Raw genomic sequence first — 24,349 nt, 5'->3', positions numbered from 1 at the left:
GGTTAGAACTCCGTCAATTCAAAAGTGCCTGACTCTTTTTCGTATTCGAGGTGTTTGTCAGACAAGAGCTCGATAAATTCAATATTGTAAGGGGTATTTTCTTCGACTAACTTACGAGCCTGAATGCGGCCTTCCAACTCGCTGTCAGCTTGAATATCCAAATAGAGGGCACGTGTCTTTTCACGGCGCGGACTGCGCTCTTTTGTTTCCTGATAAAAAACTTTGTAAATCATTACATTTCCTTTCATATTTTCATGATTAACCTGCAGAAAACAACAGCTGATTAGCTGTTTTCTTTTATTTAATTCTGAGTAGTAGATTAATCCTGATTCGTTACAATTATAATGATTATAACATAAAATAAGGGAATAGTAAAAGGTGGAGATAAGAAAATGTAAGAGTGATTTAGTCTGAAAGCATTCGGATTCCATATTCCTGAAATGCCTGTTCTGGATACTTTTAATCTTATGAGAGGTAGCCGTGCTCTTTGTACCAAGCTATGACATCTTTGAGAGTTTCTTCAAAGGGACGGAAATGGGCTCCCAACTCATTTTGAGATTTTGCAGAATTGAAATGTGTTCGGAGATATTCCTCTTCAGTAGAGGTCACAGCAGCCTTACTCAACAGAATAGGACGTTTTGTTAGACGATGATATAGTTCATTGTATTGAGCAATTATCTTTAGAAGAAAAAGAGGAATCCGTCTAGTTGGAGCGGCAACTCCGCTGACCGCTTCTAGGTTCTTCAATAATTCTTCCATCGCCATATGCCTACCAGCTGCTAAATATCGTTCTCCTTGTCGGCCATACTGCATAGCTAAGATTTCGCAGTCTGCAACGTCTCGGGCATCTACGACGCTGTAGCTGCCGGGAATGATTCCAGGCAGTTTTTTATGAACGAAGTCGAAAATCAACTGTCCCGCAGAGGTGGGACCGATATCGCCTGGGCCAAACATAAATCCAGGCAGGACAAAACTAACAAAAAAATCAGGATGTTTTTTTGAAAAATCTAAGAGTACCTCTTCGCTTAATATCTTACTGCGGTAGTAGTCATTGCTTGTATTCCTGCTGCGTAGCATGCTTTCATCAATCAGTTGATTTTGCTCACCATAGAGAACTGCAATTGATGAGGTATGGACCGCCTGATGAATGCCAGCTTTATAAGCGGCTTCAAAAAGTTCCAAACTACCCTTCACATTGGTATTATACAGTTCTTGCCAGTGCTGACCGCCTTTCAAACTATCTCGAAAGAAAGCAGCTGTATGAAAAAGACTATCACAACCTTGCATATGATTTTGATAGCTGTCTGGCTGGCAAATATCTCCTTCAATGAAATGGATCGGCAAATTGCCAAACTGTTCTAAGGCTTTCTGTCGAGAGCGTACTAAAGCAGTCACCTGAATTCCTTTTTTTAGAAGGGCTTGCACTAGATTATTTCCTAATAAACCTGTTGCGCCAGTAACGAAGGCGTGGTGAATACTTCGGCTTTGGTGTTTTGGGGGCATGGATATTCTCCTTAAATCATATTTAGATGACATGTCATCTATTCTCTTATTTTATATTTTGCAAGATTAATTGTCAACAATTAAGGGAATTAGTGTAAAATAGATACAGAAGAAATTTGCAAAGGACGGGAATAGAATGTCATCTTTAGGAGACCGTTTTAGATATTTATTCAGAAGTGCGGAAAATCTAGCGATGAACATTTGGTCACTTGATTTTGAGGGCTGCTTATTTGGCGAAATAGCCGTGCTTGCGGTACCAATCTACCACGTCAGCTAAGCTTTCTTCGAGAGGGCGATGCTGTCCGCCTAGCTCGCTCTCGGTTTTGGCAAAGCTAAAATTACTTTTGAGATATTCTTCGGCCATGAGATGAGCGAGCTCATTGGTAACCAAAATTGGTTTTTTGGTGAGCCGGTGGTAGAGCTCACTTGCTTGGGCATAGATTTTGACGAAAAGAGGGGAGATCTTGCGCTTGGGGGCGGGAACGCCAGTGATTTTTTCCAGTATTTGGTACAATTCTGTCATGGTCACTTGCCGTCCAACTGCCAGATAGCGCTCCTTTGAGCGTCCGTATTTCATGGCGCGGAGATGAATATCTGCTACATCTCTAGCATCCACCATATTATAGCTAGCCTTTAAGATACCTGGAAGTTTTTGCTCTACAAAATTGATAATCAGCTGCCCACTGGAGGTCGGACCAAGGTCTCTAGGACCCAACATTACACTCGGCAAGATAAAGCAACCGAAAACATCTGAATGCTTGTCCAAGAAATCACGAACGGCCTCTTCACTCAAAATCTTGCTGCGATAGTAATCAAAAGGAGTATCTTTTGAGCGAGACATGCTTTCATCGATTAGCTGATTGGCCTCACCTTCCAGTACGACACAGGAGGAAGTATGGACAAATTGGCGGATACCAGCCTCGTAAGCAGCTTCTAGAAGGTTATTTGTGCCTATAATATTAGTGTCGTAGAGCTCCTGCCAGTGCTTGCCGCCTTTATAATTATCGCGGAAAAAAGCAGCGGTATGAAAGAGGCTGTCGCAGCCTGCTAGATAGTCACGATAGCTTTCGGGCTCTAAAATATCCCCCTTGACAATCTGGATAGGCAGGTCGGCAAATTGTTTGCGCGCTTTTTCCTCGGAGCGAACGAGAGCGGTCACTTGAATGTTTTCTTTTAGCAGAGCACGCACGAGATTATTTCCTAAAAGACCGGTCGCACCAGTCACAAAAGCGTGGGTCATTGTTCTAGCTGGTTTTTGATTTGTAGAGTTTGGGGTCATCCGTTTTTCCTCCTTTTGCAAATAGATGATATATCATCTATTTAAGATTTTATATTTTTTAACTAAAATTGTCAACAATTTACCTAATCTAGTGTAAAATAGTATAGAAGTGATTTTTGAAAGGAGAGCAGCGTGGTAGCAGAAGGAATTCGGTTTGGCTATTTGTTTAGAAGTGCAGAGAGCTTAGCGACGAGAGAATATGGGAAGTTGCTAGAGCCTTTGGGAATTACGCCCAATCAAAGCGAGGTCTTGCTCGTTTTGGGCGAACATGCTCCGCTGTCTCTCAAGGGCTTGGGGGAATCCCTGATTTGTGAGGAAAAAAGCCCTAGTCGCTTGGTGCAGGCTTTGATTAAAAAAGGCTTGGTCAAGAAGGAAATCTCTAGCAAGGACAAGCGCAGTTCTCGCTTGAGCTTGACTGCTGCTGGAGCGGATTTGCTGCCCAAGATTGCTGAGCAAGAAGCGATTTTTGGAAAACACTTGGCGCAGCAAGTGCCTAATTTGGAGGCTTTTAGCCAGATTTTAGAGGAATTTTTGGTAGATAGTTTCTACGAAGACAAATTAAAACGCCGCTCACTTTGGCGGCAAGAGGAAAAATAGAGGATAAGCATGAAGATTGCAGCTTTTGATACGTCAAGTAAGGCGCTGACGCTCGCGATTTTAGAGGACGAGACCTTGCTGGCGCAGATGACTTTAAATATAAAGAAAAACCACAGCATTACCCTGATGCCGGCTATTGATTTTCTGATGAATAGTCTGGACATGAAGCCGACGGATTTGGATCGTATCGTAGTTGCTCAGGGTCCGGGCAGCTACACAGGTCTGCGAATGGCGGTGGCGACAGCCAAGACTCTGGCTCATACCCTCAAGATTGAGCTGGTCGGTGTGTCTAGTTTGCTGGCTTTAGTCCCAGAGCAGGTGGAAGGTTTGGTCATTCCTGTCATGGATGCCCGCCGCAATAATGTCTATGCTGGCTTTTATCAGTCTGGTCAGTCTGTACGACCAGAAGCTCATCTGCCTTTGGCAGAGGTGTTGGAAATAGCTGACGCTGCTAACCAGCCGGTCACCTTTGTCGGAGAAACGACAGCTTTTACGGAGCAGATTGAAGCGGCTCTTCCTCAGGCTGCCATTCAGCCGACCTTACCAGATGCGGCAGCTATTGGTCGTCTCGGTTTAGACCTGCCAGCCCAGTCTATTCATGACTTTGTTCCTAACTATCTCAAGCGGGTAGAAGCCGAGGAAAATTGGCTCAAGACCCACCAGGAATCCAGTAATTCTTACATTCAGCGCCTATGATTAAGTTGAGAAAATGGAGCGACAGCTCGGATGTGGACGTGGCAGTTCTAGCAGAAGAGCTGGAACAGCTCTTACTTGCAGTCTATGCGGTCAGCCCTTGGACTGTGGGTCAATTGGAAGAGGTCCTGCTCTCGAATGTGAATAGATGTGCGCTAGCAGAAGATGGGAGTCAGCTTGTCGGCTTTTTAGTCTGGCAGGATACAGACTTTGAAGCAGAAGTTCTGCAGATTGCTGTATTGCCTAACTATCAGGGGCAGAAAATCGCGACAGCCTTGTTTGACTTTTTGCCTGCCGACAAGGAAATATTCCTCGAAGTGAGAGAGTCGAACAGGCCAGCTCTGCTATTTTACAAAAAAGAAAAATTTGAAGAAATCGCGCGGCGGAAGGCCTACTACCATGCGCCGGTGGAAGATGCGATTGTCATGAAAAGAGAGATCCATGAAAGATAGATATATTTTAGCTTTTGAGACGTCTTGTGATGAGACCAGTGTGGCGGTTCTGAAGAATGAGACGGAGCTTTTGAGCAATGTCATTGCCAGCCAGATTGAGAGCCACAAGCGTTTTGGCGGAGTGGTACCGGAAGTGGCCAGCCGTCACCATGTGGAGGTCATTACGGTTTGCATTGAGGAGGCTTTAGCAGAAGCAGGGATTAGCGAGGAGCAGGTCACAGCGGTGGCCGTTACCTACGGTCCTGGTCTGGTTGGGGCGCTTCTGGTCGGCTTGGCGGCGGCCAAGTCTTTTGCTTGGGCTCATGATATTCCCTTGATTCCGGTCAATCACATGGCTGGACACCTGATGGCAGCTCAGAGCGTGGAGCCCTTGGAATTTCCCTTGCTGGCTCTCTTGGTCAGTGGCGGCCATACCGAGCTGGTCTATGTTAGTCAGGCTGGTGACTATAAGATTGTGGGGGAAACTCGCGATGATGCGGTCGGTGAAGCCTATGATAAGGTCGGTCGAGTCATGGGCCTGACCTATCCAGCAGGCCGGGAGATTGATCAGCTGGCTCATGAGGGACAGGATATTTATGATTTTCCGCGGGCCATGATTAAGGAAGACAATCTGGAATTTTCTTTTTCCGGTCTCAAGTCGGCCTTTATCAACCTGCACCACAATGCCCAGCAAAAAGGAGAGGTCTTATCTAATCAAGACTTGTCAGCAAGCTTTCAGGCGGCGGTCATGGATATTCTCATGGCCAAGACTAAGAAAGCGCTGGAAAAATATCCAGTCAAGACTCTGGTCGTGGCGGGCGGTGTTGCGGCCAATCAAGGACTGAGAGAACGCTTGGCAGCTGAGATTCAGGATGTTAAGGTGATTATTCCACCGCTTCGCCTCTGCGGTGACAATGCTGGTATGATTGCCTATGCCAGTGTCAGTGAGTGGAACAAGGAGAATTTTGCCAGTTTGGACCTGAATGCTAAGCCAAGTCTGGCTTTTGAAACCATGGAGTAAAGGAGAAGAATGCGCGGACAGACATTTAAACAAGGGGCACAAGCGGCGGTGCCAACGGCTCTGGGCTATATTGGGATTGGTCTAGCCTGCGGCATCATGGCATCGCCTTATATGAATCCCTTGGAGATGGGGTTGATGAGTGTTCTGGTTTATGCCGGCAGTGCCCAGTTTGCCATGATTGGTTTATTTGCCCAGCAGGCGCCGGTCTTGGCCATCGCACTGACTGTTTTTCTTATTAATATCCGGCATCTTTTGCTCTGTATGCATGCATCAACTCTTTTTCGTAAGTCTAGCTTGATGCAGAATATTGTCATTGGCTCTTTTTTGACGGATGAATCTTATGGAGTCTTGATGGGAGAGCGGGCACATACAGAGGAAATCGCTGCTCGTTGGATGATGGGCAATAATTTTATGGGTTATACTTCTTGGATTTTGGGTACTATTTTAGGAACTGCCCTCGGCGCCCTTCTGCCCAATCCTGAGAGCTTTGGTCTGGACTTTGCCCTAGTCGCCATGTTTATTGGCATTTTCTCCTCTCAATTTACAATCATGCTGCGACGGGTCAAGATAAAGAAGCTCTTTTTCGTCTTGGGCGTGGTGGGCCTTAGCTACTTGCTCCTAACCATGCTGCTTCAAAATTCGTTAGCGGTGCTTTTTGCAACCTTGCTAGGCTGTACGGTGGGGGTGATTTTGGATGATAAGTAAGTATATTTTGCTGGCTATTCTTTTGTCAGCCCTAGTCACTTGGATTCCGCGGGTTTTACCCTTTATCCTAGTCAAATACAAGGGGCTTCCGCTCGTGGCAGAGCGTTTTCTCAAATATCTGCCAGTTTCCATCATCTTTGCCCTTATCCTATCCAGCGTCACCAATGCTAAAACGGGCCAGTTTCCAAGTTTTAAATGGTTGGATTTACTGGCTGTTTTTCCGACTAGCTATGTGGCTTTTAAGTATAAGAACTTAATTGCAACTGTTGTGTTTGGTGTAGTCTTGGTGGCCTTGTTGCGCTATCTAGCTGGATTTCTTGGCTTGTAAAGAAGATACAAGACAGATTGAATCGGTCGATTCGGTCTGTTTTTTTGCTAAATTCTAAGAATTATCTGAAAATATAATATTTTATGCTATAATGGAAGCAATAAAAATCATGGAGGTTCGGAAATGGCAGAAGCAGGTCATAAATTTTTAGCAAAATTAGGAAAGAAACGTCTTCGTCCCGGTGGTAAGCTGGCAACGGATTGGCTGATTGAGCAGGGGCAGTTTTCCAGCGATAAGAAAGTTCTAGAAGTTGCCTGCAATATGGGGACCACAACAATCGAGCTGGCTAAAAAATATGGCTGCCAGATTACTGCAGTTGATTTGGATAAGGCTGCGCTGGCTCAGGCTAAGCTTAATGGAGACAAAGCTGGTGTTAGTGAACTCGTCACATTTGAGCAGGCTAATGCCATGAAGCTGCCTTATGATGACAATTCGTTTGATATTGTTATCAATGAAGCCATGCTGACCATGCAGACGGATAAGGGGAAGGCCAAATGTATGGATGAGTACTACCGGGTGCTGAAGCCATGTGGAGTGCTCCTCACCCACGACGTCATGCTCAAGCAAAAAGATGAGAATGTCCGGGAAGAGCTATCTCGTGCAATTAATGTCAATGTCGGTCCTCTGACAGAAGGCTCTTGGATTCAGCTGGCGCGTTCTCACGCTTTTAATCGTGTAGACACTTTTGTCGGCGAAATGACCTTGATGAGCCTTCGAGGTATGATTTATGATGAAGGACTTGGAGGAACTCTGAAAATCTGCTTTAATGCCCTTAAAAAAGAGAACTACGGCCAGTTTATGAAGATGTTTAAGATGTTTCAAAAAAATCAGGAAAAACTGGGCTTTATTGCTATGGTTTCTCGTAAATAACTGCTAGACGCTTTGGGAACTTTAAATAGGTTTAAAAAAATTTCTAAAAAAGCTTGACTCTGACCTTTGGTCAGGGCTTATACTATAGTAGTAAGGAGGTCTATCATGTACCATATCAAAGAAGCTGCGCAGCTTTCAGGAGTCTCTGTCAAAACCCTGCATCATTATGATAAAATCGGACTGTTAGTCCCCGCCAAATCAGAAAATGGCTATCGGACATACAGCCAAGCTGATTTAGAGAGGTTGCAGGTCATCCTTTACTATAAGTATCTGGGTTTTTCTTTGGAGAAAATAGCAGAGCTGCTGAGTCAGGATGAACAGGGCTTATTGCCGCATCTGGTTAGGCAGTTAGAGTATTTGCAGCAGGAAAGAGATCGCTTGGATACCTTGATTTCCACCTTACAAAAAACCATCCAAGATGAAAAGGGAGAAAGAAAAATGACAATGAAAGAAAAATTCGCAGGCTTTACCTACGAAGACAATCACAAATACCATCAAGAAGCCGTCGAAGAATACGGTCAAGAAGTCATGTCGGAAGCATTGGTTCGTCAAAATGGACGGGAAGAAGAATCTGCCGCAGCCTTCAATCAAGTTTTTCAAAGTCTGGCAGAGAATATGCAACAAGGCTTGCCAGTTGAAGCAGCGGAAAATCAAGAGCAGGCAGCGCGTCTCTTACAAGCCATTCGCACTTACGGTTTTGACTGCTCACTGCAAGTCTTTGCCCATATCGGTCAGGGCTATGTTCATAATCCAGAATTCAAGAAAAATATCGATCAATTTGGACCAGGCACTGCCCAGTACACAGCAGATGTGATTGCAGCTTATGTTCGGACAAATGCGAAATAAATAGGCTAGGAATTTCCTAGCCTATTTATTTCTACTTCAAGTCATAAAGCCAGTCATCACCGTCTTTATAGTAAAAGAATTCACTTAAATCGTCTTCTAAAAAAACACGCAGCATATCAGACATGTCACTTGTTGCTAGCTTTAAATGGGACAAATTTTTAAAATCTTCCCACCAGACCTTTCCTTCATCTGAGGATTGCAGCACACCGGAATAGTGCTTTGTCTTGTAGAGCAGGACGACATAACGAAAATCTTTATCATCATACCAATTCTTTATGCCACAAAGTTGAGGATTGAATATGGTTAATCCAGTTTCTTCTTTGATTTCTCTGATAACTGCATCGGTAAAAGATTCTCCGCGCTCTACATGCCCGCCAGGAAAAGTGATGCCGGGCCAGTCAGACTTGACTCGTTCTTGTACGAGAACTTTTTCTCCGTCATAAATCATGCACATGTTGACGAATTCTACATTTTCTAGTCGATTCATTTGCTTATTCCTTTTGTTTGACCTGAATGGATAAATATGAGCCATCACTCATAATGCAAGCTCCCTGCCACCCAGCCGGTGCAAAGGGCAGATGTGATGTTGAAGCCGCCCGTGTGGGCATTGATGTCTAGGACCTCTCCAGCGAAGTGGAGGCCGGGAACCAGTTTGCTTTCCAGAGTTTTGGGATTAATTTCTTTGAGGCTGACGCCGCCTTTGGTTACAAAGGACTTGGCCAGGGACATTTTGCCAGTGACATGGATGGGCAGTTCTTTGATTTGTTTGATCAGAGCCTCTTTTTCACTGAGATTGAGTTGTTTGACTTTCTCGGGAAAGGGTTGGGCAAAAAAGTCTGCCATTCGCTCGGGCAGGAGAATTTTCAGGCAGTTCTTCAGGGATTTTTCCCGATGTTCTTCTAAAAAATCCGTCAGAGCCTGCTGACTCATCTGTGGCAAAAGGTCCAGATAGATGGTTTCACCGCCCTTGACAAAGCTAGACAAGCGCAGAGCTGCCGGACCTGATAGGCCAAAGTGGGTAAAGAGCAAGTCGTGGGTGATGACATGCTTGCCATAGCTGAGGGTCACATCGTCCAGTGAAATCCCCTGAAGCGCTTTGTGAGGAAAGTCAGTCAGAAGAGGACTTTCAGCAGCTTCTAGGTCAGTCACTGTGTGCTTGAAGTGTCGGGCAATATCATGACCGAAGCCTGTCGAGCCTGTTGAAGGGTAGGACTTGCCGCCAGTCGTCACAATCAATTTCTGGCAGGTCCAAGTCTGGTCGCTGGATCTGACAGTGAAAAGGTCGTCAGATTTTTTAACGGAGACGATTTCGGTATTGGTGATGACAGTGCCGCCTAGCTCTGCAATTTTCTTTTCCAAAGCTTCGATAATGGTGCGGGATTTGTCTGTCGCTGGGAAAACACGTCCGTGGTCTTCAACCTTGAGTTTGACACCGTTCTCTGTAAAGAAGTTGATGATATCATGGTTGTCAAACTGGGAAAAAACGCTGTAAAGAAAGCGCCCGTTGCCCGGAATACTGGCCATGAGGTCATCTAGGTTTCCGTTATTGGTCACATTGCAGCGGCCACCACCCGTTCCGGCTAGTTTCTTGCCCAATCGTTTATTTTTCTCAAGGAGCAGGGTCTTCTGTCCGTAGAAAGAACTGGAAATGGCAGCCATCATGCCAGCCGGTCCTCCTCCGATGATGATTGTGTCGAAATACTTCATTGGTCTTTTCCTTTCGTGGAGAGTGGTTTCTATCAGTTAGTCGGAAATCTTGCGCTTCCTTGGTGAGCAGGTTTTTGCTATCTTGCAGACGTTCTTGGAAGGCTGTAGCTGAACATCTCTAGGCTTCTAAATTCATTCGATTTTTTCATTTCTTTTATTAGACTAATCTGTCTCATTGTATCATAAAAAAGGGCTAAAAAGATAGGAGTCAGGCTCAAAAAATATTGTGAAATTTGACAGTTAAGGCTTGATATGATAAGATTTAGGTATCTACAAACTAGAAAAAGTTTTTGAGGAAATTATGGCAATTGAAAAGACAGTCAGCGAGTTAGCCGAGATTCTTGGAGTTAGCCGCCAGGCGATTAACAATCGTGTCAAGGCACTGCCGCCAGAAGATACGGAAAAGAATGAAAAAGGAGTCACGGTGGTGACCCGCAGCGGCTTGATTAAGCTGGAAGAGATTTATAAGAAAACTATTTTTGAAGATGAACCTGTTAGCGAAGATGTGAAGCAACGCGAGCTGATGGAAATCTTGGTGGACGAAAAAAATGCTGAGATTGTGCGTCTCTATGAGCAGCTTAAGGCCAAGGATAGCCAGCTAGCTAAGAAAGATGAGCAGCTGCGCATTAAGGATGTCCAGATTGCTGAAAAGGACAAGCAACTGGATCAGCAGCAGCAGCTAACAGCCAAGGCTATGAATGAGCGTGAAACCTTGCTGTTGGAGTTGGATGAAGCCAAGGAAAAGGTGCAGGAGCAGGAAAGCAAGGGCTTCTGGGCACGTTTATTTGGAAAATAAAAATAAGGTTGGGACATCTGTCTCAACCTTGTTTTAAATAAGAATCGCTTTTTAGCAAGTTTTGTATCGTTCACAACATAAAGGAGGAAAATGAAATCACAAAGACTGGGACTTTTACGTCTCTATCGCAATCTTGATAAAATTCTGTTGCTCTTTTTCACAGTCTTTATGCTCATGGAGCTGGCCTGGGTGCCTTTCAACTCCTTTGCAGCAGAGACTCTGCTCAAGCAGACAGGCTACCTCTTCTTATCTTATACGAATGCCTTTAAAGTTCTGACTTCAAATGTCTGGGTTGGCTTAGCCTTTCTAGCGCTTTTTGCGGCCAATCTCTTTGTCGCTTATTTTCAGATTGGACTGATATTTATGGGGCTCCGCAATCTTCTGGACGAGGAAGAACGAAGCGCCTTTCAGTTCATTAAGAAAAGTTTCAAAGACAGCGGCTCGCTGATTCGCTACGCTAGGCCCAGCAAGGTCCTCTTTATTGCACTGTATATGGGCTTTATCTTTCCCTTTCTGCGGCAAATTCTCAAAATCTACTACTTGAATAAAATTCTGATTCCAGAATTTATCGTGACCTATCTCAAGACGGCCTTATGGATGAGACTATCAATCTATGCTTTAGGGTTTCTGCTTTTTTTGATAGCTGTCCGCCTGATGTTTGCCCTGCCCAAGCTCTTTTTTGAGCATTTCCGCCTACGAGATGCGATTAGGTATAGTTTGGAGAAGACCAAGGGGCACTTGATTCGCTATACTTGGCAGCTCTTTTGGATACTGGCTAAGAGCTTTCTCTTCTTTCTTTTAAGCAGCATTCCGATTTTAGTGTTGCAGCAGTATGCGGATGGCCAGTCCAATCAGATAGCCTTGACAGCAGCGATTGTCAATTATTGCCTCATAAAGCTGGCTTATTACTTCATGGTAGCCTACTTTCTGATTAAGTTTGTGGCTTTTCTGACAGACAGTAAGCTGTCTGAATACCGCTACAGAAAAGGCCTGCCTCTCATGCGCTGGTTTATCCTTTTGGTCACTAGCTCTGTCTTTGCCCTTGAAGGCTTTGTCTATCTCAATCTGCCCTTGGAAAACGTCCCTCTGACCATCTCGCATCGTGGGGTTTCGCAGGGAAATGGTGTTCAGAATACAGTTGAGTCGCTAGAGAAAACTGCCCTGCTCAAGCCAGATTATATCGAAATGGATGTACAGGAGACCAAGGATGGCCAGTTTGTCATGATGCACGATGCCAATCTAAAAGCCTTGGCCGGCGTTGATGCTAAACCGCAAGAGCTGACTCTGAAAGAGCTGACAGCTTTAGATATTTCAGAAAATGGACACACTGCCAAAATTTCCAGTTTTGATGCTTATCTCAAACGAGCCAATCAGATGGGCCAGAGACTCTTGATAGAAATCAAGACCAGCAGCTTGGACTCAGACGATATGATGGACCGTTTCCTTAGCCAATACGGAGCCAATATCAAGGTTTATGGCCATCAGATTCAGTCTTTGGACTATCAGGTTATTGACAAGACAGTCCAGTATGATGAGAGCATACCGACCTTCTTTATCCTGCCCTACAATACTATTTTCCCACGGACACAGGCTTCCGGCTATACGATGGAGTACTCGACCCTCGATGAAAACTTTGTCGATAAGCTATGGACGACGGATAAGCAACTCTATGACTGGACCATTAATGATACGGATAGCATCGGCAAATCCTTCCGCTTGGGCGTTGACGGCATGATTACTGATGATTTAGAGCTGGTGCAGAGCTCTATCAAGGAACTGCAAAACAAACCCGACTATGCCCTGCTTTTGATGAGTAAGGCAGCAGATTTGCTTAATTTTGTGTAGTGGATTAGTGAGGAAACGACTATAAATCAAAAAAGACTGAAGAATCTCAGTCTTTTTTTGATGGTTCGTCTTGACTTTAGTTAAGTTGAGAGATTATTTATCTTGCTTAAAATGGCAATTTACCTGCAAAAGCGCCCATTTTCTTCTGAGTGGCCTCATCAATCTGAGCCAGCGCGTGATTCAGGGCCTGCGCAGTCATCTCTGACAGAGTTTCCAAATCTTCAGGATCCACAACTGCTGGATTGAAGTCAATGCTGACTACCTTTTTATCGCCAGTCAGTTTAGCAACGACTAAGTCTTGAGCTGATTTGCCGGTAAATTCTGTTGCAGCTAGTTCTGCCTGTCCTTTTTCCATTTGTTTTTGAAGCTTTTGTGCTTGCTTCATCATGCTTTGCATGTTCATCATAAGATTTTCTTTCCTTTCTCTCACAAGGGCTAAGCCCTTGGTAATCTTCACTCTTCAAATTATATCATTTTTTGGAAAAGTGGCAAGAAGAAGATTTCTAAGAGGTTTGACAAAAATTTAGCCTTTATAGTAGAATGGTCATGAATCTATATACCAAGGAGAAGACAACTTGAAAAACAAGAAGATAAAAGCTTTGCTGTTGGTAGTGCTCTCATCCCTCTTCATCCTAATTGGCTGCAGCGGCAGTCCCAAAATTCAGGGAAAATGGAATGTACAGGATGCTAGCGGTGAACAAAAGACCATTGAAATAAAAGACAAGACCATTATTGTCAATGAAGAAGAGTATGAGTATACTCAAAATGCAGTTGGTTTTAAGAATGGAGTGAGTTATTACGGCCTGACTCGGAAAGATAATGGCGGAACATTTTCTATCATCTTTCCTGAGAAAGATAAAAATATTGCTATTATGCTAATTCCTGACTCAGACGATGACTATCTCACAGGCAGTATGCTCTTTGCTATGAACCGCAAGGAAAAGCCAGATTATAAAAAATATGCAGAGAAATATCTCAATCTACGATAAAAGAAAAAGGCGCTGAATCTCAGCGTCTTTTTCTTTTATTAAAGTAACGTCATGGTCGGCAAATCCAGACTAGATTGTTCCAAATCTACCGTCAGCTGATAGTCGGTCTTATCACGGACGGTATGCTCAAAGTCTGTAGTGTAGAGGACCAGGCGCAGTTGGTCGCCTTTTTTCATTTTATAGATGGTTGGTTGCAGTTCAAAGGAAAATTCCAGCCATTGGTCAGGAGTGACTTCTTCGACAGTCAGTAGGTTGGTCCGGTTTTGCAGGTTGATGAAGCCTTTGGTGATGACGCGATGAGGCGTTTCAGTATGGGGGAGTTCAACCAGATTGTCCAGCATGTAGTAGCGGCCGTTATCCATGACTCTAGGCTCAATAGGAGTCGGAATCGGAGTTAGGCGTTTAGCTGGTCCGAAATCCAGCAATTGGGCAGAAATCAATCCCTTATCGGTGCTGGATTTGAGGCGAAGATTGAGCTGGCTCGCTCCGTTGAGAAAGAGGTCCTTTTCCAAGGTCCAGTCCAGAGTAATCTGGTTGACCTTACCGTCAAAGAGCTCAGTCTTAAAGCTTTGGTAGTTTTTAGCAAAACGATTATAGTCTTCTTCTGGGTATTGATTTTGGATAGATTGGCAGTCTTGGCCTAGTTGGAGATGAAGATTCTGCTCTTGTCCACCGAAGTCTTCCAAGGTCAGCCAGCTTTGAGCTTGGCCATTGTCCTGCCAGATGACTGCTGGCAGTTCGAAGTCTGATTCACATCCCAGCAGTTTCTTGCTCAGCAGAGCATTGATAGACTCGCGGAAGTCGATGGACTGCCAGTTGTTCATGTAAACATGGGCACCGTTATGGAAGAAAAGATGCTTTTTGATATGGGGCGGTAAGGCCCGAAACATATTATAGACATGGAGAGGCTTAACGTTCCAGTCTTGAGAGCCATGGGTGAAGACGACTTCAGCCTTGACCTTCTCTGCGTGGAGCAGGTAGTTGCGGTCATGCCAAAATTGATTGTAATCTCCGGTTTGCCGGTCTAGGTCTTTGCGCTGCTGCTCTAGGCTTCGCTGATAAGCGTCGTTGTTGCGCAGGTAGTCACCAGCCCTCAGATTGCGGGAGTAGGTCAGTTCGGTCAAGGATTCAAAATCCTCTCCTGGATAGCCGCCAGGACTTGTGACAAGGCCGTTTTCGCGGTAGTAATTATACCAAGAAGAAATCCCAGATTCAGCGATAATGACTTCTAACCCATCTACTCCAGTCGTTGCCAATCCATTGGACATGGTGCCCAGATAGGAGATACCGGTCGTAGCCACTTTTCCGTTGGACCAGGTGGCCTTGATTTCCCGTTGGCGAGTGTGGTCGGTGAAGGCTCGGCAGCGACCGTTGAGCCAGTCAATAACGTTCTTATAAGCCTCGATCTGCTGATAGTCGCCGCTGGTCATCAGTCCTTCAGAGTCTTTAGTTCCTACACCAGACACATAGAGATTGGCAAAGCCGCGGGGCAGCAAGTAATCATTGAGCGTGTAGGTGCCGATATGACCCAATTTTTCCTCGGCTTCAGAGACTTCTTGGGCAGGGGCCAGCGAATCCAGTTGGAGCAATTTGAGCTCAGGATCTTGGACTGTGATTTGATGGGGTTCTTTTTTTACTAAGTCCACATTCATATCGTGGAGAGCCTTGTCGCTGGCGGGGTCATTGGTTCCTTGATGATAAGGAGAAGCGGTCATGACAGCAGGAACTTGTCCTTGATAGCGGGGCCGGATAATGCTGACCTTGATGAGGTCTGGCCGACCGTTTCCATCGGTATCAACTCGGCTTTCTACATAAACCACCTCTCGGCTGGCATCGTGGCTGGAAAAGGTTGCCAGGCTCTTGCCGTTGAAGTAGTGGTGGGTATTGTCCTCAGGAATCAAACCCTCGCTGACTAGCTTATCAACTAAGAGGTTGCCATTTTTTGTCCGAGTGTTGAGCAGCTGGTAGAGATTTTCCAACAAGTCTCCAAATGTAATGGGAAAGCCTGTTTCCTTGCGAAAGGCCTCAACATCTGTAAAATCAATAAAGGGCGAGAACTCAAGCAGTTGAAAAGCCACAGTGTAAAAGATAGGTGCTGTCAGTTCTCTGTCAGACTGGAAAAAGCTCAGCAGGTCTGTTTGGCTGTCAGCAGCCCAGGATTTCAAGGGATAATCTGTATTTTTATAAGTGAAAAAGCTGGTGCGGAGAAAATCTTCAAGATTTTCCTTGTCAGAGCGATTGCTGTCATAAAAAAAGCCTAATTCAGCTAATTCTATCAACATATTTTCCCGTTTCGTTCTTGCATAACTATACTGATTAAAACGCATATTCTTCCCTCTTTTTCTTATTTTTATTAAAAATGACCTTTACATTATCCATTATACTTGATAAAATAGACTTTGTCTAAAAAATATTTAAGGAGAATCACTAAATGGATTTCGAATGGGTCGTTAAATACGCCACAGAATTTTTAGGAACAGCTATCCTCATTGTCTTGGGGAACGGAGCTGTTGCCAACGTTGAATTAAAAGGAACTAAGGGACACCAGAGCGGTTGGTTAGTCATCGCTGTCGGATACGGTATGGGGGTTATGATTCCAGCTTTGATGTTTGGTAATGTGTCCGGTAACCATATCAACCCTGCCTTTACTTTGGGACTTGCTGTCAGCGGTTATTTCCCTTGGGCACAGGTTGCACCATATATTGCAGCGCAGATTTTGGGAGCTATCTTCGGACAGGCTTTAGTCGTTGCGACCCATCGCCCTTACTATTTGGGAACAGAAAATCCTAATAATATTTTGGGTACTTTCTCTACCATCTCTAGTCTAGACCATGGCACGCCTGAATCACGTAAAGCAGCCTTGTTCAATGGTTTTATCAATGAATTTGTTGGTTCTTTTGTTCTTTTCTTTGCTGCTATGGGCTTGACCAAGAACTTCTTTGGAGCAGAATTGTTGAGCAAAGCTGAAGCAACTATCAATTCGCAAGCTGCTCAGATGGCAGCACAAGGGACTTCAGTTCCTAAAGAACAGATTGCTGCTGCAATATCTCAGGCTAAAGACCAAGTTGCACCATTCCAAGTTGGTAGCCTTTCAGTCGCTCACTTGGCACTTGGTTTCTTGGTAATGGCTTTGGTAACCTCTCTGGGAGGCCCTACAGGACCAGGACTGAACCCAGCTCGTGACCTCGGACCTCGTATCCTCCACTTCATCCTGCCAGAATCCATTTTGGGCAAACACAAGGGTGATTCAAAATGGTGGTATTCTTGGGTTCCAGTTGTGGCACCGATTCTTGCAGGTATCACAGCAGTCCTCTTGTTTAAAACAATCTACGGATAAGCACATAAGATCAGAGTTGGGGGGATTTCCCCCAGCTCTTTTTTGAACGATAGAGAAGGTAAAGATGGAGATGCAAGTATCAAAATTTCATAAGGTCAGTGGCCGCAGGACCTTACTCTTTGGTTTTTTAGCCCTTGTTTTTGGCCTGATTATCATTGTCAATGGCTTCAGATTTACCAAGCTGGCCTTCGATTTTATTTCGCTTTATCTGACAGTTGTTGGCTTGGTAAATATTGTTCTTCATGTTTTTACGCGCAAGAAAGAAGGGGCTGTCTGGCATAGTCTGCTTCAGATTGCAGTCGCCATGGGTATCAGCTGGCTCAACCGAATCAGTGATGTGCCTGTCAATATTGTGATTATCAGTTTGGGTAGCTACCAGCTCTTGACTGCCGGTATTTACGGAATGACCTATCTGCTTTATCGGCAAAATCATGTCAAGGGAGGTTTACGCTATCTATTTGATACCATTCTCTATGGTGGGATTGGGCTGACCAGTATTCTTTCGCCTGCGACCGACGGACACTTACAGTTTTTGATTTTGGGAATCTATTTGATGATGCTGGGAATGTCCAATATCCGGGATGGCCTCTTTTTCGACAACGACTGGGAAAAACATCGGCTACGTAGGCAAATTCGTATTAACCTACCTATTATTTTTGCAGCCTTTATTCCGGTAGAAAATCTGGAACGCTTTAATCGACTGATTCAGGGAGATGCAGCTTCTGATTGTAAAAATGTTTATAGTCTTGTTAAGAATAGAGAAAAAAAGGCGGACTTGGAGGTCTTGGTCCATACTTCAAAGACAAGTTTATTAGGAGCCATTGGTCATGTAGATATTTGTTATCAGGGACAAGTGATTTCTTATGGTAGCTATGATGTTTTTTCTGAGCGATGCAAGGGCATGATTGGAGACGGTGTTCTCTTCAAGGTTCCTAAAGACGCTTATATTGAGCTTTGCAAAAAAGAAAGCAAGAAAACACTCTTTGGTTATTCTCTGGCTTTGACAGATAAGGAGAAAGAGGCGGTTGAAAAGCGCTTGGCTGAAATCGATCAGCTGTTGGTAGAATGGGAGCCGCCAGCAGAATTGAAAAATGGCCAGCCAACATACTCCTACAAGTTGAAGCATGAACTAGGAGCGCAGCTATATAAGTTTAAAACCAGTCGTTTCAAGACGTATTTTGTCCTGTCGACCAACTGTTGCCTACTAGCAGATTCGATTATTGGGCAGGCTGGGACAGATATTCTGGATATTCGCGGGATTATCGCGCCCGGTACCTACCAGTCCTATCTGCAGTACGAGTTTGAGTCCGCTAGAGGCTTGGTCATTGCTCAGACCGTTTACCAATAAATCCAAGGCCTTCTTGTTTTAAAAATTGTTTATTTGCGCATAATTTCTTGTCAAAAAGATGAAAATCCATTACAATAAAATGGTTTGGAGGAATTATGAGCGCGAATCATATTATTAGAATTATCCCTGTATTAAAGATAAATAATCGTCATTTAAATCAAGAATTTTTTGTAAATCAGCTGGGCATGAAGGCCCTTTTAGAGGAAGCTGCTTTTCTGTCTTTGGGAGATCAGACTAAGACAGAGAAACTGCAGCTGGAAGAATCACCCAGTATGCGGTCGCGGCGAGTCAAAGGTCCTAAAAAATTAGCCAGAATCGTTGTCAAGGTTGCAGATGCTAAAGAAATAGAGTCTCTATTGGCTCAAAAGCCCGCTTGGACAAAGCTGTATCAAGGAGAGAAAGGCTATGCTTTTGAAGCCCTGTCGCCAGAAGGAGACCTAGTTCTCCTGCATGCAGAAGAGAATAGAGCAAATCTGCAAGAGGTCACGGCGGTGCCTGAATTTGAAAAGCAAGAGGACTTCATCGGTCTTAGCCAATTTGAGATAGAGACGGTAGAAATTCGTGTGCCTGATGCCAATGCAGCCCAAGAATTTTACAGCAAGATTGAAAATGCGCTGGATTTCCTGATTTTTACAGAAGCAGAGGGACAAGACTTGCAGGCAGACAATGCCCTAACTTGGGACTTGACCATGCTCAAAGCTCAGGTCAATCGTTTAGAAACCGCTGCCCTGCGTCCTATCTTTGAAGGGCAGGAGGTCTTTGTACCCAAGTCGGATAAGTTCCTGCTGAGTCAGGATTCTAGCAAGATTGAATTGTGGTTTGAAGCATGACTCTAGAAAAAATCATCAGTAAAATCCAAGAACAGCTGAAAGACGGTATCTATCCCGGTGCTAGTCTGGCCTTGTATCAAGCTGGCCGGTGGCAGGAATTCTACTTTGGTCTAGCTAATCCGCAAGAAAAAAAGGCCACTCAAGCGGGTTTGGTCTATGACTTGGCTAGCGTCAGCAAGGTGGTCGGAGTTGGCACTCTGGCAGCCTTTTTGTATGAGCAGGGCAAGCTGGAGCTGGATTTGCCCTTGCAGCATTACTATCCGGCCTTCCATCGAGAAGATGTGACCTTGCGTCAGCTCTTGACCCACACGTCAGGGGTGGATCCCTTTATTCCCAATCGTGACCAGCTGACAGCCCCCGAGTTGAAAGCAGCGCTTAATCATTTGACAGTGCTTGAAGATAAGACCTTTCGCTATACGGATGTGAATTTTCTGCTCTTGGGCTTTATGTTGGAAGAGATCTATGGTCAGTCCCTGTATCAGATTTTTCAAAGTCAGATTTTCCAGCCTTGGGGTTTGGCTGAGACTGGTTTTGGTCCAGTTCTAGGAGCTGTGCCGACCGTTCGCGGTGTCCATGATGGTCAGGTTCATGACCCCAAGGCGCGTGTTCTAGGCATCCATGCTGGCAGTGCTGGCTTATTTTCAACTCTCAGGGATTTGGAAGTCTTTCTGGAGCATTATCTGCAGGATGATTTTGCGGCCAATCTGCCCCAGAATTTTTCCAAGGAGCCTAGCAAAAGACGCAGTCTAGCCTGGAATCTAGAGGGCAGCTGGCTGGATCACACTGGCTACACAGGAACCTTTATTATGTATAATCGCAAGGAGCAAAAGGCGGCTATTTTCCTGTCCAACCGGACCTATGAAAAAGACGAGCGGGCTCAATGGATCTTGGATCGTAACCAGCTGATGGACCTGATAAGAAGAGAACTTTAAAAGACTCCGGCTGCAAGCCCCGGAGTTTTATCGTGTCTGCCTATATAAATATCGGTCTCTAGCCCCAGTGATTTTCTCTTAATAAAAATCGCTTTTTTTGCCAAAGTATATTAAAATAAGATAGAGAGAATCTACAGACAAGAGAAGAATATGACAAAAGAAATCGGTGTCGGCAAGGCACATAGTAAAATTATTTTAATGGGAGAGCATTCGGTGGTCTATGGCTATCCGGCCATTTCCCTGCCTCTTAATCGTATTGAAGTAACCTGTCAGGTCTTTCCGTCTGAGCGGGCCTGGACCCTCTACGCCGAGGATACGCTGTCTATGGCTGTTTTTGCCTGTCTAGAACATCTAGGCCAGCAAGGAGCTAAGATACGCTGTCAGGTGGAGTCCATGGTCCCTGAGAAGAGGGGAATGGGGTCTTCAGCCGCGGTTAGTATTGCAGCTATTCGGGCGGTCTTTGACTACTTTGAGGAAGAACTGGATGACCAAACACTGGAGATTCTAGCCAATCGGGCAGAGATGATTGCCCATATGAATCCCAGCGGCCTTGATGCCAAGACCTGCCTCAGCGATGTGGCTATTAAGTTTATCCGCAATTTCGGTTTCAGTGAAATTGAGCTGGATCTGGATGCCTTTTTAGTGATTGCAGATACGGGCATTCACGGTCATACCCGCGAAGCTATCCGTGCTGTAGAAAGTCAGGGTCAAAAGGCTCTGCCTTTGCTGCAGGAATTGGGGAATTTAACGAAAATCCTTGAGAAAGCCATTTCTATCAAGGACCTGATGACAATGGGACAAGCTATGACCAAGGCTCATGAGAAGCTAGCCAAGCTAGGGGTTTCTTGCCAGAAAGCAGATGAGCTGGTATCGGCAGCTCTTGAAAACGGAGCTTTGGGAGGTAAAATGAGCGGAGGTGGTCTGGGCGGCTGTGTCATTGCTCTTGTAGGAGAAAGAAGTCAGGCGGAGGCCTTAGCCGCCTTATTGAGAGAGAAAGGGGCCATTAACACATGGATCGAAAGCCTGTAAGTGTCAAATCCTATGCCAATATTGCAATTGTCAAATATTGGGGGAAGAAAGATGCAGAAAAGATGATTCCGTCTACCAGCAGTATCTCGCTGACACTGGAAAATATGTATACCGAGACCCAGCTGAGTCCTTTGCCGGCTACAGCGACTGGAGATGAGTTTTATATTGACGGTCAGCTGCAAAGCCCGGCAGAACATTCCAAAATCAGTAAGATTATTGACCGTTTCCGTTCTCCAGAAGATGGTTTTGTCCGCGTTGATACCAGCAATAATATGCCAACAGCAGCGGGTCTGTCTTCCAGCTCCAGCGGTCTGTCTGCCCTAGTCAAGGCCTGCAATGCTTATTTTCAGACGGGCTATCAGACGCAAGAGCTGGCTCAGCTGGCCAAGTTTGCTTCAGGATCGTCTGCTCGCTCTTTCTTTGGTCCGCTAGCGGCCTGGGATAAGGACAGTGGGGCCATTTATCCAGTCAAGACGGATTTGAAGCTAGCCATGATTATGCTAGTTCTTCACGCTGAGAAAAAGCCCATTTCCAGTCGCGACGGTATGGAGCTCTGTGCTAAAACTTCCACCATTTTCCCAGATTGGATTGCCCAGTCTGCCTTGGATTATCAGGCTATGCTAGGCTATTTGCAGGACAATGATTTTGCCAAGGTGGGTCAGCTGACTGAAGAAAATGCTCTTCGGATGCATGCTACGACAGAGAAAGCTTATCCGCCATTTTCTTATCTGACAGAGGAGTCTTACCAAGCTATGGATGCTGTCAGAAAGCTGCGGGACCAGGGCGAGCGTTGCTACTTTACCATGGATGCGGGGCCAAATGTCAAGGTGCTCTGCTTGGAGGAAGACCTAGCCCATCTGGTAGCTATTTTTGAGAAGGACTACCGGCTTATCGTCTCCAAAACAAAGGACTTGTCAGATGAAAGCTAGTGCAAGAGTCCAAACCTGCGGCAAGCTCTATCTGGCGGGTGAATATGCAGTGCTGACGGCCGGTCAGCCGGCCATTATCAAGGCCATTCCCATCTATATGACAGGGGAAATCCAGACAGCGCCTTACTATCACTTGACATCAGATATGTTTGAACACAGCGCTAGCCTAGAGCCAGACCCTGATTATGCCTTGATTCAGGAGGCGGTAGGGGTTATGAACACTTATTTGCTAGCCTTAGGCTACCAACTTCAGCCTTTTTCTCTGAAGATTAGTGGCAAGATGGAGAGAGAAGGCAAGAAGTTTGGGATTGGCTCCAGTGGTAGTGTTGTTATTCTGACCATCAAGGCTATGGCAGCCCTTTATGAGCTGGACTTAGAGCCAGAGCTGCTCTTTAAGCTGGCTTCTTACGTTCTCCTCAAGCGAGGGGACAATGGCTCCATGGGAGATCTAGCCTGCATTGCTTATGAAGACCTGATTTACTACCGATCTTTTGATAGAGAGCTGGTTCGCAAGCGTATGGGCAAAGTTAATTTGCTACAGCTGTTAGCAGAGGATTGGGGGTTTGAAATTCGTAGTATTAAGCCTTGCTTAGCCATGGATTTTCTAGTTGGCTGGACCAAGCAGCCGGCGATTTCTAAGGACTTGGTCAATCAAGTTAAGTCAGCTATTTCAGAGTCCTTTTTGACAGGCAGTAGGATGCAAGTTGATACTTTGGAGAGGGCTTTACTAGCAGGAGAGAAGCTTGCTATTCAGTCTAGTCTGGAAAAGGCTAGCCAGCTCTTAGAAAGGCTCAGCCCAGCTATTTATACAGACAGGCTGAAAGTCTTAAAAGAAGCGGCAGAGGGACTGAACTGTGTGGCTAAGAGCAGTGGTGCCGGCGGTGGCGACTGTGGGATTGCTCTCAGCTTTGATGCCGCATCTAGCAAGAAACTGATTCAAGCCTGGCAAGAAGCTGGCATTGAACTATTATACAGAGAAAGGATGGGCCATGATGAGCCAGAATCGTAAGGACGACCATATCAAATACGCCTTAGAGCAGCGTCCGGGTTACAACAGTTTTGATGAAATGGAACTGGTTCACCGTTCTCTGCCCAAGTATGATTTGGCAGAGATAGACCTATCTACTCACTTTGCTGGCCGTGACTGGGAGTTTCCTTTTTACATCAATGCCATGACTGGTGGCAGTCACAAAGGCGGTCAAATCAATGAGAAGCTGGCTCGAGTGGCTGAAAGTTGCGGCCTTCTTTTTGTAACTGGCTCTTACAGCGCAGCCTTGAAAAATCCTTCTGATTCTTCCTATCAGGTGGCGGTTGGTCGGCCTAATTTATTGCTGGCTACCAATATTGGCTTGGACAAGCCTTATCAAGCCGCTCAGCAGGCGATAGCTGATTTGCAACCTCTCTTTTTGCAGGTTCATGTCAATCTCATGCAGGAATTGCTGATGCCAGAGGGCGAGCGGGAGTTTCATTCTTGGAGACAGCACTTAGAAGATTATGGTCAGCGATTAGAAGTCCCTCTAATTCTTAAAGAAGTTGGCTTTGGCATGGATCGCTCTACTGTCGAAGAAGCGCGCTCCTTGGGGATTCAGACTTTTGATATTTCCGGCCGTGGTGGTACTAGCTTTGCCTATATTGAAAATCAGCGGGGTGGTAATCGTGATTACCTCAATGATTGGGGGCAATCTACTCTGCAGAGCCTGCTAGCTCTTCAGCCACTTCGCGATGAGGTCGAACTTTTGACTAGTGGAGGTGTCCGCCATCCTTTGGATATGATCAAAGCCCTTGTCTTAGGAGCCAAGGCGGTTGGCCTATCTCGTACCATGCTGGACTTGGTAGAGAATCACTCAGTGGAAGAAGTTATTGATATTGTAGAAGGTTGGAAATCGGATCTGCGCCTCATCATGTGCGCCTTGTCCTGCCGAAATTTGCAAGAACTAAAGAGTGTTCCCTATCTACTCTATGGGCGACTGAAAGAAGCTCAGGAACAGATTCAATAAATAGCATAAAGACATACAAAAAAAGGCCATCAAGGCCTTTCAGACCGAAGACAAACATTCCAAATGGTGTTTGTCTTTTTCTGTTTGTCAGGCTAAAATTCCATCTTTTGATAGAATAATAGTCATTTGAACAAAATAAAAATGCTTGTCCACCCTCATTTTTACTAGTTTTTTGAGATTCAAACACGCCAAAGTAAGCCCAACCTTATCTTCCATCTTGGACTTGCCTTTCTCTCTTGTATAACGGAGGTTGTGGTATTCTTTGGCTGTCCCAAAGAGCCGCTCGATGGTTTCTTTGCGCTTCTTATAGAGCTCCTTCATCCCTCTTTGATGTCGA

The 24,349-nt window shown here is 45.2% G+C and carries 26 protein-coding genes and 1 pseudogene; 19 read left to right on the top strand and 8 right to left on the bottom strand.

Going from position 1 to position 24,349, the window contains the following annotated elements; all coding sequences use genetic code 11:
* Nucleotides 1-2: 2 nt before the first annotated feature.
* From K1I80_RS08495 to K1I80_RS08485, 3 genes are all read right to left on the bottom strand, one after another.
* On the bottom strand, nt 3-233 hold the full coding sequence (locus K1I80_RS08495) for a DNA-dependent RNA polymerase subunit epsilon (RefSeq protein WP_048772151.1): 231 nt from the start codon (nt 231-233) through the stop codon (nt 3-5).
* Between the two features lie 232 nt (nt 234-465).
* Complete coding sequence (locus K1I80_RS08490) at nt 466-1,503, bottom strand: SDR family oxidoreductase (RefSeq protein ID WP_223313561.1); 1,038 nt, start codon at nt 1,501-1,503, stop codon at nt 466-468.
* A gap of 226 nt (nt 1,504-1,729) precedes the next feature.
* Nucleotides 1,730-2,782, bottom strand: a complete 1,053-nt coding sequence (locus K1I80_RS08485; protein WP_223313560.1) for an SDR family oxidoreductase — start codon at nt 2,780-2,782, stop codon at nt 1,730-1,732.
* A gap of 132 nt (nt 2,783-2,914) precedes the next feature.
* On the opposite strand from K1I80_RS08485, the gene K1I80_RS08480 reads away from it, so the two are divergent.
* The 8 genes from K1I80_RS08480 (at nt 2,915) to K1I80_RS08445 (ending at nt 8,273) form a co-directional block, all read left to right on the top strand.
* Nucleotides 2,915-3,379 carry a MarR family winged helix-turn-helix transcriptional regulator gene (locus tag K1I80_RS08480; protein WP_000225125.1) on the top strand — a complete coding sequence of 155 codons (465 nt, stop codon included), beginning with the start codon at nt 2,915-2,917 and terminating at the stop codon, nt 3,377-3,379.
* Nucleotides 3,380-3,388: 9 nt separating this feature from the next.
* Nucleotides 3,389-4,075, top strand: coding sequence for a tRNA (adenosine(37)-N6)-threonylcarbamoyltransferase complex dimerization subunit type 1 TsaB (gene tsaB / locus K1I80_RS08475; RefSeq protein WP_223313559.1), 687 nt, complete (start codon nt 3,389-3,391; stop codon nt 4,073-4,075).
* Nucleotides 4,072-4,524: a ribosomal protein S18-alanine N-acetyltransferase gene (rimI, locus tag K1I80_RS08470; RefSeq protein ID WP_223313558.1), complete on the top strand. Its 453-nt coding sequence runs from the start codon at nt 4,072-4,074 to the stop codon at nt 4,522-4,524. Before tsaB ends, rimI begins: the two co-directional genes overlap by 4 nt.
* Complete coding sequence (gene tsaD, locus K1I80_RS08465) at nt 4,514-5,524, top strand: tRNA (adenosine(37)-N6)-threonylcarbamoyltransferase complex transferase subunit TsaD (protein WP_002916071.1); 1,011 nt, start codon at nt 4,514-4,516, stop codon at nt 5,522-5,524. The genes rimI and tsaD overlap by 11 nt, the downstream gene beginning before the upstream one ends.
* A gap of 9 nt (nt 5,525-5,533) precedes the next feature.
* On the top strand, nt 5,534-6,229 hold the full coding sequence (locus K1I80_RS08460; protein WP_223313557.1) for an AzlC family ABC transporter permease: 696 nt from the start codon (nt 5,534-5,536) through the stop codon (nt 6,227-6,229).
* Complete coding sequence (locus K1I80_RS08455) at nt 6,219-6,557, top strand: AzlD domain-containing protein (protein WP_223313556.1); 339 nt, start codon at nt 6,219-6,221, stop codon at nt 6,555-6,557. The genes K1I80_RS08460 and K1I80_RS08455 overlap by 11 nt, the downstream gene beginning before the upstream one ends.
* A gap of 123 nt (nt 6,558-6,680) precedes the next feature.
* Nucleotides 6,681-7,427, top strand: a complete 747-nt coding sequence (locus tag K1I80_RS08450) for a class I SAM-dependent methyltransferase (RefSeq protein ID WP_223313555.1) — start codon at nt 6,681-6,683, stop codon at nt 7,425-7,427.
* A 105-nt stretch (nt 7,428-7,532) separates the two neighbouring features.
* Entirely contained in the window at nt 7,533-8,273 is a 741-nt protein-coding gene (locus K1I80_RS08445) for a MerR family transcriptional regulator (protein WP_223313554.1), read from the top strand.
* A 31-nt stretch (nt 8,274-8,304) separates the two neighbouring features.
* On the opposite strand, the gene K1I80_RS08440 is transcribed toward K1I80_RS08445, so the two are convergent.
* Together K1I80_RS08440 and K1I80_RS08435 are read right to left on the bottom strand one after the other, a co-directional pair.
* Nucleotides 8,305-8,760 (bottom strand): 8-oxo-dGTP diphosphatase, encoded by a 456-nt coding sequence (locus K1I80_RS08440; protein ID WP_032909604.1) that lies wholly within the window; start codon nt 8,758-8,760, stop codon nt 8,305-8,307.
* 44 nt (nt 8,761-8,804) lie between these two features.
* Entirely contained in the window at nt 8,805-9,980 is a 1,176-nt protein-coding gene (locus K1I80_RS08435) for a BaiN/RdsA family NAD(P)/FAD-dependent oxidoreductase (protein ID WP_223313553.1), read from the bottom strand.
* A gap of 301 nt (nt 9,981-10,281) precedes the next feature.
* On the opposite strand from K1I80_RS08435, the gene K1I80_RS08430 reads away from it, so the two are divergent.
* Together K1I80_RS08430 and K1I80_RS08425 are read left to right on the top strand one after the other, a co-directional pair.
* Complete coding sequence (locus K1I80_RS08430; protein ID WP_002896624.1) at nt 10,282-10,776, top strand: DUF536 domain-containing protein; 495 nt, start codon at nt 10,282-10,284, stop codon at nt 10,774-10,776.
* A gap of 90 nt (nt 10,777-10,866) precedes the next feature.
* Nucleotides 10,867-12,621, top strand: coding sequence for a glycerophosphoryl diester phosphodiesterase membrane domain-containing protein (locus K1I80_RS08425; RefSeq protein WP_223313552.1), 1,755 nt, complete (start codon nt 10,867-10,869; stop codon nt 12,619-12,621).
* Nucleotides 12,622-12,727: 106 nt separating this feature from the next.
* On the opposite strand, the gene K1I80_RS08420 is transcribed toward K1I80_RS08425, so the two are convergent.
* On the bottom strand, nt 12,728-13,027 hold the full coding sequence (locus tag K1I80_RS08420) for a YbaB/EbfC family nucleoid-associated protein (RefSeq protein ID WP_032906355.1): 300 nt from the start codon (nt 13,025-13,027) through the stop codon (nt 12,728-12,730).
* A 169-nt stretch (nt 13,028-13,196) separates the two neighbouring features.
* On the opposite strand from K1I80_RS08420, the gene K1I80_RS08415 reads away from it, so the two are divergent.
* The gene (locus K1I80_RS08415; RefSeq protein ID WP_223313551.1) at nt 13,197-13,610 is read left to right on the top strand and encodes a glycosyltransferase; all 414 of its coding nucleotides are present in this window, start codon (nt 13,197-13,199) and stop codon (nt 13,608-13,610) included.
* A gap of 38 nt (nt 13,611-13,648) precedes the next feature.
* Here K1I80_RS08415 and K1I80_RS08410 read toward each other — a convergent pair whose 3' ends face one another.
* Complete coding sequence (locus K1I80_RS08410) at nt 13,649-15,937, bottom strand: Xaa-Pro dipeptidyl-peptidase (protein WP_223313550.1); 2,289 nt, start codon at nt 15,935-15,937, stop codon at nt 13,649-13,651.
* 104 nt (nt 15,938-16,041) lie between these two features.
* Between K1I80_RS08410 and gla the strand changes: the two genes are divergently transcribed.
* The 8 genes from gla to fni all read left to right on the top strand — a co-directional run bounded on the left by gla (nt 16,042) and on the right by fni (nt 24,012).
* The gene (gene gla / locus K1I80_RS08405; RefSeq protein WP_125433880.1) at nt 16,042-16,947 is read left to right on the top strand and encodes an aquaglyceroporin Gla; all 906 of its coding nucleotides are present in this window, start codon (nt 16,042-16,044) and stop codon (nt 16,945-16,947) included.
* Nucleotides 16,948-17,011: 64 nt separating this feature from the next.
* Nucleotides 17,012-18,295 carry a DUF308 domain-containing protein gene (locus K1I80_RS08400; protein ID WP_125433881.1) on the top strand — a complete coding sequence of 428 codons (1,284 nt, stop codon included), beginning with the start codon at nt 17,012-17,014 and terminating at the stop codon, nt 18,293-18,295.
* 95 nt (nt 18,296-18,390) lie between these two features.
* Complete coding sequence (locus K1I80_RS08395) at nt 18,391-19,125, top strand: CppA family protein (protein ID WP_223313549.1); 735 nt, start codon at nt 18,391-18,393, stop codon at nt 19,123-19,125.
* Complete coding sequence (locus K1I80_RS08390; RefSeq protein WP_223313548.1) at nt 19,122-20,057, top strand: serine hydrolase domain-containing protein; 936 nt, start codon at nt 19,122-19,124, stop codon at nt 20,055-20,057. The genes K1I80_RS08395 and K1I80_RS08390 overlap by 4 nt, the downstream gene beginning before the upstream one ends.
* Nucleotides 20,058-20,207: 150 nt before the next feature.
* The gene (mvk, locus tag K1I80_RS08385) at nt 20,208-21,086 is read left to right on the top strand and encodes a mevalonate kinase (protein ID WP_223313547.1); all 879 of its coding nucleotides are present in this window, start codon (nt 20,208-20,210) and stop codon (nt 21,084-21,086) included.
* Nucleotides 21,068-22,015: a diphosphomevalonate decarboxylase gene (gene mvaD, locus K1I80_RS08380; RefSeq protein ID WP_223313546.1), complete on the top strand. Its 948-nt coding sequence runs from the start codon at nt 21,068-21,070 to the stop codon at nt 22,013-22,015. Before mvk ends, mvaD begins: the two co-directional genes overlap by 19 nt.
* Nucleotides 22,005-23,024, top strand: a complete 1,020-nt coding sequence (locus tag K1I80_RS08375) for a phosphomevalonate kinase (RefSeq protein WP_223313545.1) — start codon at nt 22,005-22,007, stop codon at nt 23,022-23,024. Before mvaD ends, K1I80_RS08375 begins: the two co-directional genes overlap by 11 nt.
* Nucleotides 23,005-24,012 carry a type 2 isopentenyl-diphosphate Delta-isomerase gene (gene fni, locus K1I80_RS08370; RefSeq protein WP_223313670.1) on the top strand — a complete coding sequence of 336 codons (1,008 nt, stop codon included), beginning with the start codon at nt 23,005-23,007 and terminating at the stop codon, nt 24,010-24,012. Before K1I80_RS08375 ends, fni begins: the two co-directional genes overlap by 20 nt.
* 29 nt (nt 24,013-24,041) lie before the next feature.
* On the opposite strand, the pseudogene K1I80_RS08365 reads toward fni, so the two are convergent.
* Nucleotides 24,042-24,349 (bottom strand): annotated as a pseudogene (locus K1I80_RS08365) (transposase); the annotation flags it as partial.

The organism is Streptococcus sanguinis (genome assembly GCF_019929225.1).
Classification (GTDB): domain Bacteria; phylum Bacillota; class Bacilli; order Lactobacillales; family Streptococcaceae; genus Streptococcus; species Streptococcus sanguinis_J.
Note: the sequence above shows the minus strand (reverse complement) of the source record. Positions and strands in the feature narration are given on the sequence as shown.

Coding starts and splice junctions, on each gene's coding strand:
- K1I80_RS08495 (WP_048772151.1), bottom strand. CDS start 233: ATGATTTACAAAGTTTTTTATCAGGAAACAAAAGAGCGCAGTCCGCGC.
- K1I80_RS08490 (WP_223313561.1), bottom strand. CDS start 1,503: ATGCCCCCAAAACACCAAAGCCGAAGTATTCACCACGCCTTCGTTACT.
- K1I80_RS08485 (WP_223313560.1), bottom strand. CDS start 2,782: ATGACCCCAAACTCTACAAATCAAAAACCAGCTAGAACAATGACCCAC.
- tsaB (WP_223313559.1), top strand. CDS start 3,389: ATGAAGATTGCAGCTTTTGATACGTCAAGTAAGGCGCTGACGCTCGCG.
- rimI (WP_223313558.1), top strand. CDS start 4,072: ATGATTAAGTTGAGAAAATGGAGCGACAGCTCGGATGTGGACGTGGCA.
- tsaD (WP_002916071.1), top strand. CDS start 4,514: ATGAAAGATAGATATATTTTAGCTTTTGAGACGTCTTGTGATGAGACC.
- K1I80_RS08460 (WP_223313557.1), top strand. CDS start 5,534: ATGCGCGGACAGACATTTAAACAAGGGGCACAAGCGGCGGTGCCAACG.
- K1I80_RS08455 (WP_223313556.1), top strand. CDS start 6,219: ATGATAAGTAAGTATATTTTGCTGGCTATTCTTTTGTCAGCCCTAGTC.
- K1I80_RS08450 (WP_223313555.1), top strand. CDS start 6,681: ATGGCAGAAGCAGGTCATAAATTTTTAGCAAAATTAGGAAAGAAACGT.
- K1I80_RS08445 (WP_223313554.1), top strand. CDS start 7,533: ATGTACCATATCAAAGAAGCTGCGCAGCTTTCAGGAGTCTCTGTCAAA.
- K1I80_RS08440 (WP_032909604.1), bottom strand. CDS start 8,760: ATGAATCGACTAGAAAATGTAGAATTCGTCAACATGTGCATGATTTAT.
- K1I80_RS08435 (WP_223313553.1), bottom strand. CDS start 9,980: ATGAAGTATTTCGACACAATCATCATCGGAGGAGGACCGGCTGGCATG.
- K1I80_RS08430 (WP_002896624.1), top strand. CDS start 10,282: ATGGCAATTGAAAAGACAGTCAGCGAGTTAGCCGAGATTCTTGGAGTT.
- K1I80_RS08425 (WP_223313552.1), top strand. CDS start 10,867: ATGAAATCACAAAGACTGGGACTTTTACGTCTCTATCGCAATCTTGAT.
- K1I80_RS08420 (WP_032906355.1), bottom strand. CDS start 13,027: ATGATGAACATGCAAAGCATGATGAAGCAAGCACAAAAGCTTCAAAAA.
- K1I80_RS08410 (WP_223313550.1), bottom strand. CDS start 15,937: ATGCGTTTTAATCAGTATAGTTATGCAAGAACGAAACGGGAAAATATG.
- gla (WP_125433880.1), top strand. CDS start 16,042: ATGGATTTCGAATGGGTCGTTAAATACGCCACAGAATTTTTAGGAACA.
- K1I80_RS08400 (WP_125433881.1), top strand. CDS start 17,012: ATGGAGATGCAAGTATCAAAATTTCATAAGGTCAGTGGCCGCAGGACC.
- K1I80_RS08395 (WP_223313549.1), top strand. CDS start 18,391: ATGAGCGCGAATCATATTATTAGAATTATCCCTGTATTAAAGATAAAT.
- K1I80_RS08390 (WP_223313548.1), top strand. CDS start 19,122: ATGACTCTAGAAAAAATCATCAGTAAAATCCAAGAACAGCTGAAAGAC.
- mvk (WP_223313547.1), top strand. CDS start 20,208: ATGACAAAAGAAATCGGTGTCGGCAAGGCACATAGTAAAATTATTTTA.
- mvaD (WP_223313546.1), top strand. CDS start 21,068: ATGGATCGAAAGCCTGTAAGTGTCAAATCCTATGCCAATATTGCAATT.
- K1I80_RS08375 (WP_223313545.1), top strand. CDS start 22,005: ATGAAAGCTAGTGCAAGAGTCCAAACCTGCGGCAAGCTCTATCTGGCG.
- fni (WP_223313670.1), top strand. CDS start 23,005: ATGATGAGCCAGAATCGTAAGGACGACCATATCAAATACGCCTTAGAG.